This window comes from Wolbachia endosymbiont (group B) of Longitarsus flavicornis, from assembly GCF_964028135.1.
In the GTDB taxonomy this organism is placed as follows: domain Bacteria; phylum Pseudomonadota; class Alphaproteobacteria; order Rickettsiales; family Anaplasmataceae; genus Wolbachia.
This window is the reverse complement of sequence record NZ_OZ034758.1, coordinates 744,032-759,078: the sequence shown is the minus strand read 5'-3', so window position 1 is coordinate 759,078 and position 15,047 is coordinate 744,032. Positions and strand designations below refer to the sequence as shown.

General features: G+C 33.8%; 14 protein-coding genes and 1 pseudogene. 1 reads left to right on the top strand and 14 read right to left on the bottom strand.

All coding sequences use genetic code 11. The features are described 5' to 3' along the window. Window positions 1-157 precede the first annotated feature (157 nt). Window positions 158-541: a hypothetical protein gene (locus tag ABWU45_RS03485; protein WP_353279006.1), complete on the bottom strand. Its 384-nt coding sequence runs from the start codon at window positions 539-541 to the stop codon at window positions 158-160. 344 nt (window positions 542-885) lie between these two features. After that, window positions 886-1,956 (bottom strand): hypothetical protein, encoded by a 1,071-nt coding sequence (locus ABWU45_RS03480; RefSeq protein ID WP_353279005.1) that lies wholly within the window; start codon window positions 1,954-1,956, stop codon window positions 886-888. 974 nt (window positions 1,957-2,930) lie between these two features. Between ABWU45_RS03480 and ABWU45_RS03475 the strand changes: the two genes are divergently transcribed. Then, on the top strand, window positions 2,931-5,003 hold the full coding sequence (locus tag ABWU45_RS03475) for an ankyrin repeat domain-containing protein (protein ID WP_338406671.1): 2,073 nt from the start codon (window positions 2,931-2,933) through the stop codon (window positions 5,001-5,003). Window positions 5,004-5,288: 285 nt separating this feature from the next. Here ABWU45_RS03475 and ABWU45_RS03470 read toward each other — a convergent pair whose 3' ends face one another. The 12 genes and pseudogenes from ABWU45_RS03470 to ABWU45_RS03415 form a co-directional block, all read right to left on the bottom strand. After that, the gene (locus ABWU45_RS03470) at window positions 5,289-6,773 is read right to left on the bottom strand and encodes a recombinase family protein (protein ID WP_353279004.1); all 1,485 of its coding nucleotides are present in this window, start codon (window positions 6,771-6,773) and stop codon (window positions 5,289-5,291) included. Then, window positions 6,767-7,201, bottom strand: a complete 435-nt coding sequence (locus tag ABWU45_RS03465) for a DUF2924 domain-containing protein (RefSeq protein ID WP_338406669.1) — start codon at window positions 7,199-7,201, stop codon at window positions 6,767-6,769. The genes ABWU45_RS03470 and ABWU45_RS03465 overlap by 7 nt, the downstream gene beginning before the upstream one ends. Before the next feature lie 4 nt (window positions 7,202-7,205). Next, window positions 7,206-7,679, bottom strand: a complete 474-nt coding sequence (locus ABWU45_RS03460; RefSeq protein ID WP_338406668.1) for an ankyrin repeat domain-containing protein — start codon at window positions 7,677-7,679, stop codon at window positions 7,206-7,208. Between the two features lie 38 nt (window positions 7,680-7,717). Next, a complete protein-coding gene (locus ABWU45_RS03455) occupies window positions 7,718-8,431 on the bottom strand; it encodes an ankyrin repeat domain-containing protein (protein WP_353279003.1) in 714 nt (237 codons plus the stop codon). Between the two features lie 167 nt (window positions 8,432-8,598). Further along, window positions 8,599-9,759, bottom strand: a complete 1,161-nt coding sequence (locus ABWU45_RS03450) for a phage tail protein (RefSeq protein ID WP_265024140.1) — start codon at window positions 9,757-9,759, stop codon at window positions 8,599-8,601. After that, window positions 9,759-10,559 carry a baseplate J/gp47 family protein gene (locus ABWU45_RS03445; RefSeq protein WP_265024141.1) on the bottom strand — a complete coding sequence of 267 codons (801 nt, stop codon included), beginning with the start codon at window positions 10,557-10,559 and terminating at the stop codon, window positions 9,759-9,761. The genes ABWU45_RS03450 and ABWU45_RS03445 overlap by 1 nt, the downstream gene beginning before the upstream one ends. 2 nt (window positions 10,560-10,561) lie before the next feature. Then, window positions 10,562-10,897 carry a GPW/gp25 family protein gene (locus ABWU45_RS03440; RefSeq protein WP_265024142.1) on the bottom strand — a complete coding sequence of 112 codons (336 nt, stop codon included), beginning with the start codon at window positions 10,895-10,897 and terminating at the stop codon, window positions 10,562-10,564. A 7-nt stretch (window positions 10,898-10,904) separates the two neighbouring features. Next, window positions 10,905-11,936 (bottom strand): YhcG family protein, encoded by a 1,032-nt coding sequence (locus ABWU45_RS03435; RefSeq protein ID WP_338406667.1) that lies wholly within the window; start codon window positions 11,934-11,936, stop codon window positions 10,905-10,907. Window positions 11,937-11,971: 35 nt separating this feature from the next. After that, on the bottom strand, window positions 11,972-12,226 hold the full coding sequence (locus ABWU45_RS03430; RefSeq protein ID WP_019236415.1) for a PAAR domain-containing protein: 255 nt from the start codon (window positions 12,224-12,226) through the stop codon (window positions 11,972-11,974). Continuing rightward, a complete protein-coding gene (locus ABWU45_RS03425; protein ID WP_265024145.1) occupies window positions 12,227-12,691 on the bottom strand; it encodes a phage baseplate assembly protein V in 465 nt (154 codons plus the stop codon). After that, window positions 12,678-13,088 (bottom strand): annotated as a pseudogene (locus tag ABWU45_RS03420) (hypothetical protein); the annotation flags it as partial. The pseudogene ABWU45_RS03420 and the gene ABWU45_RS03425, both read right to left, overlap by 14 nt. Before the next feature lie 18 nt (window positions 13,089-13,106). After that, the gene (locus ABWU45_RS03415) at window positions 13,107-15,038 is read right to left on the bottom strand and encodes a recombinase family protein (RefSeq protein ID WP_353279002.1); all 1,932 of its coding nucleotides are present in this window, start codon (window positions 15,036-15,038) and stop codon (window positions 13,107-13,109) included. Window positions 15,039-15,047: the final 9 nt, after the last annotated feature.

Here is a 15,047-nt window from a genome sequence, read left to right as displayed (position 1 = left end):
TCCAGCACTCAAAACCAGCTAGTGAAAGAAGAGTTTGTTTTGGGATGGCATGATCTACCATGTGATCTGTACGAACTTTTTTATATGGTAATTTTATTACACGCTAAAATCAGCTATTTGTTTAATACAATTTTTAGAAAACCCATATTCTAGAGTTTTAAAGTGAACGCTCTTCCTGTTTTTGCACTTTAATACTTTTTACATTCAATTCTGTTGATGGTTTATCCTCTTTTGATGTCTGCAACTTGTTCAGAAACCTACCATTAAATAAAATATTTTCTATTGGCAACTCTATTTTCGTTTTTCCGTTTAGTACTTTACTTACAACTTGATTTACTATTGGTCTCATCGCAAAGTTGAGAGGTTTTTTCACACTCTCAATATCTATGTCTGTAATTAAATTTATACTCTCTACTGATATTTCAATCGGAAACTTATCAAATTCTCTTGTATTCATATCGTATTGAGGTTTTACGTACTGCTTTACAAGACGATTGTTCAAAACTGTACTTTTTATATTTATGCTATCCGAATTGACCAAAATTATTATATCATTATCATCTTCAAGATAATTAGAAGGTGAGAGAGGATTATATACACGAAGCTGCTCAAAACTTATTTCAGTAGAGATAGTATCACTTTTTAGATTTAAAGAGAAAGAATCTTCTTCTTTTACAAAATTTGTTAACTTAAGTTCCGCAAAATCAGCACTACCTGATGGTATTTTTTCTACTGCTACCTCTGGTAAACCTATTGCTATAAAATTTTTTATGTTCTCGTAATTATTTACTGTTTTCAGGTCCTTACTACTGTAATACCGATTACTTTCATAACTCCCAACATACTGTTTACCATCTTGATAGCTTTTCTCAGTATGCTGGTAATCTACTTTCCCCGGCTTTTGTCTTCGCTTTGATCAATTTTGATATTACCTAATGTTGTATCTGGTTTTGTCACAGCTGCTTTTTCTTTTCCCGTAGTCAATATTTCTTGCCATACCGAATCATTTCTCGTTATAGATGAAAGAGCTCCAAGCAGCGCATGAAAATCTTGTTTATCAGCACCTGCTTTGCTGGCAGCTTTCTCTTTAAATTTATCACAATCTGACTTTGTAATCTCAATTTTTTCACCTCCTTCAGTATTTAATTGCAAATAATTATCCTTACCCATCTTTTCTTTAATTATATCAAGAATGAGAGGATTATCTCTATATGCCTCCGCAAATTTTCTTTGCTCTTCTGGAACTTGATATCCAGTAACAGCAAAACTACGATATTGTTCATCTCCTAACTCTTTAGTATCTAACAAAAATTTCTCAAGTCGAGTGTCTTTCCAAAACTTTAAAGTATCAAGAATATTTTTAGAATGGTGAACTACCTCTCTACCACCCTCTTTGCTTATTTTTTCGACATCTTTGACAAGGTGACGAAGTCCGATAGCCATAATCGATACCACTGCTTCTATTAAATAGAAAGGAGAAAACACAATAATATGAATAATCTCTTTAGCTAGATCATCCCCATACAAACTCTCAAGCTTTCCTACTCTATCTAAAATATTTTCTGTATCGTTTTTATTTATGTCATTGTTATATGCTTTCTTTAACCTTTCTAATGCACTTTCACTAACCTTTGTTAATGCCTTTTTTATCACATTTTCATTAAGATCTGCTATTTTTTTATTTTTTATAGAATCTTCAATATATTTTTTAAATTCCTCCTTATTTGTATGCCTTTTTAATCCCTCATCATTGATTGTAAAGTTCTGAGCGTATATGTGATCAACTTGTTCTGATAATGCTCGAAAAACCTCTTCTTTTTCATTTGGAGATGATCTTGCAATACTCTTTAGTATATCGAGAATAGCTTTCTGCAGCTTAATATCCTGTGAAGTATAAGTATATTCTGGTGCATCTTCAAACTTTTCAAACTCTTCATTATTATCATTTGTAGGCATAGTTTTCTCCATATTGTAAGCATACGATATTATAAATCACTTTTATTAAAAATTTAATAATTTAAAGTTAATAAATATTAATTTTATGGATTATTCAAGCAGTAAATAATTTTGACCTTACCCAGAAAAAGTGGAGAGAAAGTTAGGGATATTTTTACAAAAATGATGATACTAGAAAAGAATCTAGTTCTACTTTTTAATATAAATCTACAATGAATTTTTCCGTCATCTATAAACAAATTATATTAACTTGGTATTATATATTATTGATAACTTAAATAATATAACTATTTTCAGCACTAACAACCAACTAGTGAGAGAAGAGTTTGTTTTGGGATGCGTTGGTCTACCACGTGTACCATACGAACTTTTTAATATAGTGATTTTGCTATACGCTAAAACTAGCCATATTAGACCATTTCATCCATATCTACATACGAACTGTTTTACCCAATTTTGTTGCAAAGATTTCAAGCTTCTATTTTTATAACCTTATTTTACGCAGCTTGTTCTCACAAATATACGACCTTTTTTGCAATCTTAGGAAGAGTCAATAATTCAATTCTTTATAACACTAGCTAGCATGGTACTTTTACTAAAGTATTTTTTGAAAAAGTTAGTTGACTTATAAATAATTCTCTACTAATACTGGCATGTGTTTGTTTATTCTGCTGAAGTTGCTCCGCAGGTTACTGTATAATCTTCAGCAGTTTTTCCACTCCTTTAAAGCATAATCCATCATGCTCTTATAGTAGTAATATCAAATATAGGTCTTAACTATATTCATCTATAGTAAAATTGGCTAAAACTTCCAGTAATAAACAACTTTTAACCTCTCTATATACTCCATTATTACTCACCATAAAAACTTAACAAAAGCTTAACTACATAAGTAGTAAAAAGATTATGTTGAAATTAGCTTGACTAATATTATATATTGTACATAATATATCTAGGCTAGTAAGAGGTGTGATATGATTGTTAATGAATGTATTACTGGGCAAGATAAAAAAGCATATGAGCAAAAGCTAGGAGAAGATTTAAGCACTGACAAAATATTAGATGCAGAGTATCAATTGATAAAAAAACATCTTTTTTCATCGCTTAATTCTCGTCTTTTAATGGATAGTAAACTTTCGTTTGAGGGTATAGTATGTACATGGATTGCTAGTACACCTAATTTAACAGGAAGTCAAAAGGAGTTAAATAGAGAATTACTAAATATTCTTAAAAGTTTAGATCCATGTCATTATGATCAAAAAGAAGATAGACATTGTGAGTACTATATTGAAAAACTTAAAAATTTCCTACAAATCAATAAGAATAATCAAGACCTTAAAACTGTTCTTAACCTTAAAAGAGGAGAATCTGGATTAACAGTATTGCACCTAGTGTCTTCTGTAGGTAAGGTAACTGAAGAATATAATGAAGCTGTAGATTTACTCTTAGAGGCAGGTGCTAATCCTAATATACAGAATGATAAAGGAAGGACTCCCCTGCATTATACTGATGTTCTTGCTAGTGCAGCTTCTCTTTTAAAAGGAAAGGCCAATCCTAATATACAAGATCACAGAGGAGAAACACCCTTACATCATGCCGCTAGTATTGGTCATGCTGACTATGTTAATTTACTTATAGAGAAAAAAGCTAATTCTAACATACAGGATAAAAAAGGAGCAACCCCACTGCAGATCGCAATTGATAATCATTACTACTATATTGAGGAATGCTTTTTCACTGACAAACAAAAAAATTTGAGTGAAGAATTGTATTTTATACTTAATGAATGTTTTTATGCATATCAGGATTGTATTTGGAGTAAAGATGAAGATCGTCCAGGTTATTTCGCTAACTTCGTTCACTCCACTAAAAGTTTAAAAGAGTTTCTAGATAAACACAAGAGTAGTGAAGATCTGAAAATGATTCTCAGTATTCGAGACAGAGATGGTAGGTCAAAAATACTTAATTATGCTCGGGACATTGATAAGGAAGTAGTAGATTTATTTCTATCAGTAGACGCAGGTAGTTTTTGCAAGAAAGAAGATTCTCTCTTGGATTGTCGTGGATCTTTTTATAATGTGGGAGAAAAGTATTGTGTAAAATCGACTTTATGGAATACACCAAATCAGGTAAAGCTGAACAAATTTTTAAATAAGATATCTGAGGCTCGAGATATGTATAAACTAGAAGAGGTCGTAAATAAAGCTATAAGTTCCGGAGTAAGGATTGGTTTTTCTGAGCGTTCTTCTCAAGGTAAAAAAGCATATAATTTTGTAGATCACGTAATAGAAAAAATCAGTAAATTAGAGAAAAATCCTAAAGTTGCCAGCAGCATAATATGTAAGTTGGTATCAAGGGGAGCAGTGTTTAACAATAAAATTGGTATTGGTGTAGTTGATGCACTGGAGTCAGAATTTTATGATCATAAAGCTAATGTGGTAAAAGCTCATGAAAATTATATTAGCAATGCTCATAAATTTATTGAATTGGCGAAAAGTACCATCAATGGTGAGTTATATGATGTAAGAATAGATAACTCTACTCTCTACTTAGAATATTCTGGAGACAGCATAATAGATGTTGCAAAGATTACAGATAGAGCAGGAAATTTAGGATTAACTCAGGGAAGCATAAAATATGAAAGAGATATAATAAGGATTGGTAAAAGTGAAGTAGAAATTCAAACCGAAGGTGGAATAAGGTATTACACAGATCTTACAGAAGGCAGCAATATAGTATTAACTTTCTATACTAGTTTGGGAAATGTAGACGTTAGGCTATATCCTGACATACAGAATAAAAGCAAAATTATAGTAGAAGTGAGTAATAGAGAAGAAATATTAGAAAAATTCAAAGATCGCGAAGAAGAGTTAGGCAATGATTGCGAGCTTGGTAACTACTGGGTCTACGATGCTATTAAACAGGGATATTTTGAAAGATCTGGTGGATTAATGCGTCCTGAAGTAATAAGCGAGTCTAACAACAAATGGACAGAACGTGAAGAATTAAGAAGGACTTCTGATCCTAGGAGAGAAGTTTCTAGGTAGATTAATTTGCCATAAAGATTAAAGATTATTATTTAAATATAAACTACTATAATTTATAGATTTTGGATCATTTTCTACCATTGTTGCATCCAGTATGCTAAAATCTTCATTATTTATATTGATATTTTTCGCATAATTGATTCTGTAACATTGACTTACTTTTCTATATCAATTTCAGCATCTTTTTGTGTGGCCCTTTGTAGTAGCTCCTTTTGCAATAACCTTTTTTAATTTTCTGGCACATACTTTTTTCGATGTTTTTTCATATTGTTGTTTTTATAAACGTTACGACGCTGAGCCGTAAAATTTCTCCCTTTGCTCACTCCACAGCATCGGTATTTCTCTCAAATCAACTAATTTCAAACCCCTTGGCTGCCTCCCATTTACTATGTCTTCTTTAATCTTTGGTGCTAAATAGTTCAACCTCAAAATTTGCTGTATACGTCTTGTACCTATATTAATTTTAACGCTCAGTTCCTTCACACTTGCATATTTTCCTGCCTCCAGTTGGCGTTTCCACAGATGAGCCCTTACCACTACTTTCAGTAGTGCATTGTTTGTTTTGCCTTCTGGCTCAATTACTGTGCATTTCTTTCCTTTCTTTTTTATTGGTATAAATTCCACCTTATCCTCTAAACTCACCTCTATTCCATCTTCTTTTATCATTACTCCTTTTATTAACTTTTTCACTACTTCTTTCTGTTTTCCAAAGCTTAAATTTTTCCACTCTTCCGCTTTTTTTCCCCATTTTTCATATAGCTGTTCAGCTTTCTTCATCACTTCTTTTTCTACTTCTCCTGCTACTACAGTTCTGTTTATTGATTCACAACCTTTTCCCCTTAAGTGATTATTACATATGTAATATCGATACCTTTTATTCTCTTTTTTCGCATACGTTAATGTCATATTTACATCGCAGCTCTTGCACTTGATTATTCCCCTAAGTAGCGCTTCCTCATATTTTGCTTTTCTATATGGTTGATTCTTTATCAATTCCTGCGCTTTTTGCCATTTTTCTTCCTCTATTATCGCCTCATGTTTTCCTTCATACTCTTTCTCATAATGCCGTATTTTTCCCATATATATTGGATTTGTTATTATTCTTCTCACCGTGGCTTTTTTAAAGATATCAGACCTTGTTCTGTAACCTTGACTATTTAGCTCCCTTGCCAACTCTGCCATTGACTTCAGCTCCAAATATCTTTCAAATATATAACTTACCACTTTTGCTTCTTTCTCATTTATTATTAATTCTTTATCCTTTACATCATATCCAAGCGGCAAAGTTCCCCCCATCCACAATCCCTGCTCCTTTGATGTTGCTATTTTATTTTTTACTCTCTCTACTATCATTTCTCTTTCTAGTTGTGCTGCTCCTGATAACACTGTTTGTACAAACTTTCCCATTGGCGTATTATTGTCAAATATTTGTGTTACTGCTATAAAATTTACTCTATGCCTTCTAAAAAATGACGTTACTTCGATGCTGTCTTTTGTTTCTCTCGAGAGCCTATCCAGCGTATATACTACTACACAATCTACTTCTCCTTTTTTTACATCTTCAAATAATTCCTTTATCGCTGGTCTTTCTAAATTCTTTCCTGAATAGCCTCCATCATCGTACCTTTTTGCCAATGCTACCCAACCTTCTTTGCTCTTTATATATTTCTCACATGCTACTCGCTGCGCATCTAAACTGTTAAACTTCTGCTCTAACCCGTCTTCATTTGACTTCCTAGTATATATCGCACATCTTACCTCTTTCAGCATTCTTTCTCCTTATCTCTCATTCCAAATAGAAGCGGCCCATTGTAACTCATTCCCATTATTTTTCCGGCTACTGCTGACAATGACGTAAAAAATTCTTCTCTGTAGATTAAACCCTTATCTGTTACCATTACCGCATGCATCTCTTCTCCTCTCTCTAATATTAGCTCTGTTCCTGCTACTGGAAGTTTGTCACTACTTATTCTTTTTCCCTTCTCTAGTCGATCTGCTAGATACTCTAGTCTTTTTGCTCCTTTTCTTGACATTTTTCCATACGCTTCCTCCTGCATTCTATACGCTAATCTAGGTATCAGATATTTCTTTGAGTATCTAGGTGCTTCTTCCACAAATACCTTCTTCCATATTTTTCTCAGCTCATTCAAAGGTTTTTTCTCTAAATTCATTACTTTCTTTTCTATTTCTTTCTCCATATTTTTAGCCCTTCATAAATAGCTTCTCAATTCTGTCTGTTTCTTTCTTCAACACCTTGGTTACTTCTTTGCTATTTTTCGCATAATCCATTGCTTTCATTCCAAATTTATCTGCTTGTTCTATTTCTCCTCCAGCTTTCACTAGCTCCTCCACTATTTCTCTTTCTCCTACCATGCACGCAAGGTGTAGAGGTATGCATTTATTTCCATATTCCTCAGCATTTACTTCTGCTCCTGATTTTATCAATTCTCTCACGATTTCTAGACGTTTCTCCGTTACTGCTAGGTGCAGTGCTGTATATCCTCCTACGTCTGCTGCATTTACATTCACTCCTTTTTCAACTAATAAACTCACTGTTTTTGCGTCTATTGCATAATGCAGAGCTGTTCTTCCATTCTCGTCTCTTGCATAAATATTTTTATATGAGTTCTCTGATAATTCTTTTGCTGATTTATTAAATTTGCCAAGCTTTAACATAATCCACCTCACCTTTTCTTTAAAATCAAGTCCCCTTTTTAAGCCTTTCTTCCTACTACATTTTCTACCTCATCTATCATTTCATTCACTTGGCTGATTATCTTGCTTGCTAAATTTTGACATTCTTTCTTTATTAGCGATTTGTCTCTCTTCCTTATTTCTTCTATCTCTATTATTTTTAACTCTGGTAAATAACTCCCATTCAACATGTCTGCTATTTCTCCCACTAGCCTCTCTATTCCATAGCACGTCAGTTCTCTACTTTTTGTTACTCCACCTTTTTCTCTCAGAAATTTACTCGCCTTTTCACTCTCTTTGCTATCACATAGACAATGCTTTTCACTTTCCCAGATGTAATACATTGGTGTTGCACCATATTTATTCAGTTGATTAACCTCAGCTCCTGCTTTTACTAGCTCTTTTATTATTTCAACTCCTCCTATTTTGCATGCAGAGTGGAGTGGCGTACATCCACTGACATATTGAGTGGCATTTACTTCTGCTCCTTCCCTTAGCAGCACTTTTACATTTTCTAAGCTTTTCGCAAATACTGCACAGTGTAGTGGTGTATAACCATTTTTATCTCTTGCATTTACCTCTGCTCCTTTTTTTATTAATAATCTCACTGTTTTGTAATCAGAGATTTCTACTGCTTGGTGTAATATCGTCTCTCCTTCTTCATTTCTTTTATTAATATCGTTACTTGATACTTCTTTAAAAAACTTACTAAAAGATTCTTTGCTAAACTTCATACTTACCTCACAAAATTAGCTTTTCTAGCGTTAGATAAATTTCTTATATTTACCTGCTGCTATTCAAGTCATGTCTGTTTTAGCATAAGAAAGCAAGTCTTTTTCTTTTTATTTCATACACTTTTACCTATTATTAATATAGTATATGAGTATCTAAATATAAGTACTTAACTTATTAGAGATATTATTCGACTATCTTTCCAACTTCTGTGCAAATGTCGATGTTCATGCCACTTCAGTACTCCCGGGTAAAATACTAAAATGTAATTTTCTAATTCGTGTATTGAGTCTTTTTGCTCTGAATCTAAATCATTTTTATAGTAAACGTTGTGTTCTGCCAAACCATATTTTGTAATCTTCTGATCTGTATAGTTTTCTATTTTGTAGTGGTGAGTAACGCTAAACCTTTCTAAAATTGGCTTGTGTTTTAAATTCCAACGTTGCCCTGAAAGTTTATCGTTTCCCAATACAAATTTATTTCCTCTTTCTTCTACGCTACTAACTGGAAAGCACGTATTTATGTCTCCTAAATCCCAACTGTCTGATAATACTATCTGCGCTTTTGCAAATTTAATCGATGGTAATAAACTCTGTGGTAATGGATATAGTGCTTTTAAGTTGTACCACTGATGACTTCTTTCATAAATGCCTTTATAATCCCTTGTGTGAGTCTCTGTTTCTCCAAGTACTGCTACATCTAATCGATATACATCATTACTAAATGCTTGCTCATAATGAATCCGAAAAGTGCTAAACTTAAAATTTGGATTTAAGCTTTTTAGCTCAAATGTGTTCTTTCTACCGAATGACAGTACTGGTCCATCTTTTTCAATTTTTATCCCCGAGTAATCCGATAACAAACTTCCAAAAAAGCTTTCATCTAAAATAAACCTATCAATGTTGTAGTGGTCATTGAAAATCCTCATTAGCCTTGATCTTGCTGGTAATGACAGCTTTGCCAATTCTACAACTGCATCTACAAAAAAGTCATTTGGCACATCCTTTATTCCAATTTGCAGCTCAAAAAAATGTTTTCCAGGTGGTTCTTCGATAATTGTAATATCTTCTATATTTGCCCATTTTAGTGCTATTTTGAGTGATTCTGGGGTTCCTCTCAGTCTTTGAAACTTTACTCCTTCTACTATCGCTCTTCTTTTATCTTTTACCCAGCGTAGTATCTCCCCCAATTCATATTCCTCAATCAACCACGGCAATGTTTCTTCTTTAAGACTAAACTTAAACCCTCTGATGCAACTTGGATCAACTTTATAATCCGTTGCATCTACTAGCGCTTTTTCCTGTTTTGTTGCATTTGGTGGCAATAACATTAATTCAACTCAATCTCTAAGTTTCTTAAAGCAGCACACTCATTACCTAGCACCACAACATCTTCTTTTGGCTCGATTAATTCCACATTTTCTACACCATCTACAAATAAATTCGCTATTATCCATGATCTTGTCACACTCCACCCCAATCTCTTTGCTAACTCAAATTTTTCGATAAATTGTTTCTTTGCTATTTCAATAATTTCTGGTAGTGCCTGTGAATTAACACTGATCCTGCTGTGAATATCTATTTCCGTAATATTGCAACCAATTACTGTTACTGTATCTGTTAAAACCCTTATATCATCTCTGGTAACCTGCTTTTTTACAATTTCAAGTAGGTCTTCTGGCACTGTGGATAACTCTGTGGATAAAATTGAGATCTCTACACTTCCTGGCACTTTTGACTCAACCAGCGCATCCTTTACTCTTTTATCTGCTGAAAGTGCATGATATCTATAATATTCTTTACTTCCTCCTGTTGACCAACCTGCTATTTTTGCTTTGATTCTTTTTCTAAATCGTTCGTCCTCTTCTTCTTTTTGCCTCTCCACTCCATAAAACTCAGCTAAATTATCAAGATCTTCTCCTGTCGCAAATTTAAGTAAGTTACTCTTTACTGCTTCATTTATTCTTTCTCTAAGCAAAAGTTCTTGCCATGCTGCTACTTCTAATACCTTCATCGCTGGATCACTTTCAACTAATGCTGTAAAACTTGCGTCACGCTTCACCAACTCTTCCCTCATCCGAGACAGAATTTCTTCGAAGTTCAGTGGCTCAATAATGTTAGTCTGCTGCATCTTTATACTACGACTCCATCAAAGCGAATGTTTTTCCCACTTGGTACGTATAATCCTTCTAGGTCAAGCGTTACTTTTCCTTCTTTCACCTCTGTCATTTTTACTTTTTCTAACTTAAATCTCCTCTCAAATTTCCCCAGTGCTTCTGCAGTTGCTGCATATATCTCAAGTGTTAAATCTCTATTTATTGGCTTATCCACCAATTCAAATAATCTTGACCCATAATCTCTCCTCATTATTCTACTGTTAATAGGAGTGGTCAGTATATCAATTATCGATTGCTTTAAGTGCTCTATTCCTTCTAACGCTTTTCCTGTTTTAGCATCCATTCCTTTCATATATTTTTCATGGATTTGACTTAATACTTGCATGTTTTTCACGTGCTATAGAAATAGCCTTTCTCAACTTCTTTTCAAGAATTTCTTTAGAAGGAAGCTGTGTTAAATACTGTGCAACATGAATATTAGAGCCTTCGAGTTCAAGATATTCTATATCCTCTTGATCCTTATCAGCACATAAAATAATCCCTAACGGTTTTTCTTCACCTGCTTTTCGTTCATTTTTATCTAACCAATTTAAATACCATTCCATCTGTCCTTTATAAGCTGGTTCAAAGCGACCTATTTTTAGTTCTATTGCTATAAGGCGTTTTAATCCTCTGTGAAAAAATAGCAGGTCCAAATACCTGTCAGTTGTTTTAGTACTCATCCTTTTTTGACGTGTTACAAAACAAAAATCATTTCCAAACTCTTGTAAAAATTTTGTCAATTCATCCAAGATTGTATTTTCTAGATCAGTCTCACTATAACTTGATGGCAATTCCATGAAGCTAAGGAAGTATGGGTCATGAAAAATGAATTCTGGTGCTAACATATTTTCTTCACGTAAATTTTTTATACTCCTTCTTATAAACTCTTCAGTTTTTTTTGCTAGCGCTGTACGTTCATACAACATAGTATCGATTTTACTACGTAGTGCCCTAACACTCCACCTTTCAATACGACACATTTCTATATAATAATTACGCTTCAGCTCATCAGAAATTGCAATAATTTCTACAAAATGTGACCAACTCAATTGTTGTGACAGTGTCGCGACAATTTCTTGATCAGAAAAGAATTTAGAAAATTGCACCATACGAAATAATGACGCTCTATCAAAACCACGTCCATATTTAATCTGAAGTTCTTTTGCAAGTTGGGAGATGATTTGCTTCCCATAATCTGCACGTTTGTGCTTTAGAATATCTTGATCAATTCTAGAGCCAATTTCCCAGTTTAACAATACTAGAGTAGAATTGAATTGAACAGAAAGATGATTTTTTGCTCTATCTATTAAATTACTAATGTCTCCTAATAGGCTAGTAGTTATATCCATATTCATAACTTTATTTTTGATAAGTATAGCATATTTTATCCTGAAAAAATGTTACTGCTACCACTGATCACCTTGGAACCACAAGAAACCATATCACCAACTCTTCCCACTCCAAACCCATTTGCAAACACTGTTTTTGATCCTTCAGTTAATACTCTACCTTCTGTAAAATTATCTCCTTTTCGGCAAACTGGCTTACCATTTACAAAAACATTGTTACTGCCACTAACGCAAAAATGTAGTGTTGCTTCTGCACAATGATCTCCTACTCGCACAACCGATTTATTCATTTAATTAAGGTTTATTTTATCTGCCTTCAATTTTATTCCACTTTTTGTCATTTCTATTCTCGATCCCCCAGCTTTCAGTGTTATTTTGTCTACTACTTCAATCTCTAAATGATGCTTACCTTTATCATATGTAAACTTCGTCCCATCTTGAAATTTTATACTATTTATTTCTTTTTTATTCTCTGGTGCAGGGTATTTTTTCTGATATATTCCTCCTAATACCACTCCTAATGATAGTTCACCAAAAGGAGAAAATACCACAACTTGTTCATCGATACCTGGTGAAGACCAATTTCTATCTTTTCCTGCTTTACTTGTTATCCACGGTAAATAATCTGTTAAAAATTCTCCTATTTTCACTCTTACTTTTGCTTTTTCATAATCTACTTCTTTTACAACTCCTATACGAATGATATTCGCTACTTTTCTCTGTAACTCTGCAATGGCAAAATTATTTTCCAACATGCATTTCTCCTACTGCTATTTTATGTGGCTTAATTTTCCCCTCTTCCCATACTGATTTACCTAAATGAAGCTGATGACTCCAATCAACCATCCACACCAAATATGCATCTAATTCGGGTCTAAATCCATCAGGCTCTGCAGAGAGAAATTCAGCAGGAGAAATATTCTTTACGTTCCAAGTATTTTTATTTACTACTCTTGCTACTTCTGCTGCTAATGACCTTACAACTACCGAGGAATCCTCGACTGTTCCATCAACTACAATTCGTGCTTCAAATTTTGCTCTCAACGCTAATTCTTCTGTTCCTGGATCATGTCCTTTTTCAAAGCCACTAAGTTCCACAAATACTGCCGGTGCTATCAATTCTTTCCTTATTGTTGGATAAATTTCGCATGATTATACATATTGATGCTCCTATAAAAAATTTGGGTTGTTGAGTTTACCATTTTTAAAATCCGTAAGGATTCTAACAGTCTCTGGCGTATCTTCAAATAAATATTTGCCTTTGGTTTTACTATAATCTTTTCGTATTTTAATTTGGCCATTATCGATTCTATAATAAAGCCAATATTTAGTAACATTGAGGATTTTTGCAATTTGTGGAACAGTAAGGTATCCAGGTACTTTAAGTGGTTGTGATTTATTCTTTTCTCGCATAATATTATTTTTTAATCGAATATTTGCTACTGTACATTCTAAAACGATATTCTTTGAGCATGAGGGAGAACGATGTCCTTGTTTTTCTAAGTACTTAGCGATTTCTGCATCTGTTTTACCTTCTTTACTCAACTCTATTATAGACTGTTCCATTTCTGCTGCTCTAGTCAATGTGTGGAAGGAGCGTACTGGAATAGGAACGTGAGAAGTCGTAGTTTCACCGCCATGCCATACAATGCGTACTTGAAGGCAATCACGTCTGATCCGGTGTGCTACCACCTTATCAATTAGACAACGAAGAAAAGATTTTTGTTGCTGACGTGACAGAACTGATTGATGCCAAATTTCAGGTAATTTCTTACCTACATCTAAAAATACTGTTTTCAGTTCCTCAGATAATTGAGGAATCGGTTTACTTGGATACTGACGTTCACATGTAATTTCCGCTTGCTTAAGTTCATTCAACGCTTGTTCCCAACGTCTTTCAAGTTCTGCAGCTACAAGACGATTATCAGGATCAACTTGATTAAATTGTCGTTCTGTCAATCCCACTTGGTATCTCAGGCGTTCTAATTGTTGTAAATAAGCTTTATTAACTGCTTGTTCAGATTGTAGTTGCGAATTAATAGCCTCGGTATAAGCGTCTAGCTCGATTTGACTAAGTGCTGCAAAAAATTTAGGAACTACTTCATTGTCAATAATATCAGCAGGTAAAAATTGACATGCAGGTAAAAGATATTGTTGGTGTAAGTACTTGCATAAATAATGATTTCCTCCTTTATACTTCACTCTCATTTTGTGTCCACATTCTCCACAATAGATTATTCCATGTAATAATGCTGCACCTGGTCTAACTATACCACGTGTTCTATTGTGATTATACTCTGCATGATTATCTTTTAGTATTCCCTGAATCTTTATAAAAGTTTCCCAATCTATATAAGCTGGATATTTATCTTTAATCAGAACTTTCCATTCCTCCATTGGCAATTTCTTTGTTGTTTTGTCAGCAGAAGATGGTTTGTGACGTGTAGTACAAGAACGACCATAAACAAATGCTCCTCCATAAGCTGGATTTTTTAGTGTTGAGAGAATTGCTGTAATCGTCGGTTTTTTCCATTGCAATTCTTTAAATTTGTCATACCTAGGAATGGTAAGTTGGTTGTTGTTAAAATATCTTAGAACTTTTGCTACTGTTCGCTTTTCTAAAAAAGTTTCAAAAATAAGCTTAATACGGTGCTGAACTTCAAGGTTAGGATCCTTATGCACAGAATCATCAATGTTACGAACGAAACCGACTGGAAGGGATAAGGCTAAATCTCCTCTGGTTGCTTTATTTAGCAGTCCAGCATTTAGTCTGGCTCTTATAGTAGATAACTCCATTTCAGCAAGCTGTCCTTTCAGACCAAGTAACAACCGACCATTAATAGTACCAGGGTCATAAACACCATCCCGATCAGCTATCAAACACTGTTTATAGCCACATATATCCAATAACGGATACCAGTCAGAACAATTACGTGACAAACGAGTCACATCGTAAGATAGGATAATCCCTACCTTTGATAAAGCGACTTTAGCGAGAATCTCTTTATATCCTTCGCGCTTTTCAGCACTAGCACCAGTTAATACTATCACATTATCAGGAAAAGTAATCGGGAGTACTGACGGCTGTGGCGATTTTACCAACTAGCTCCT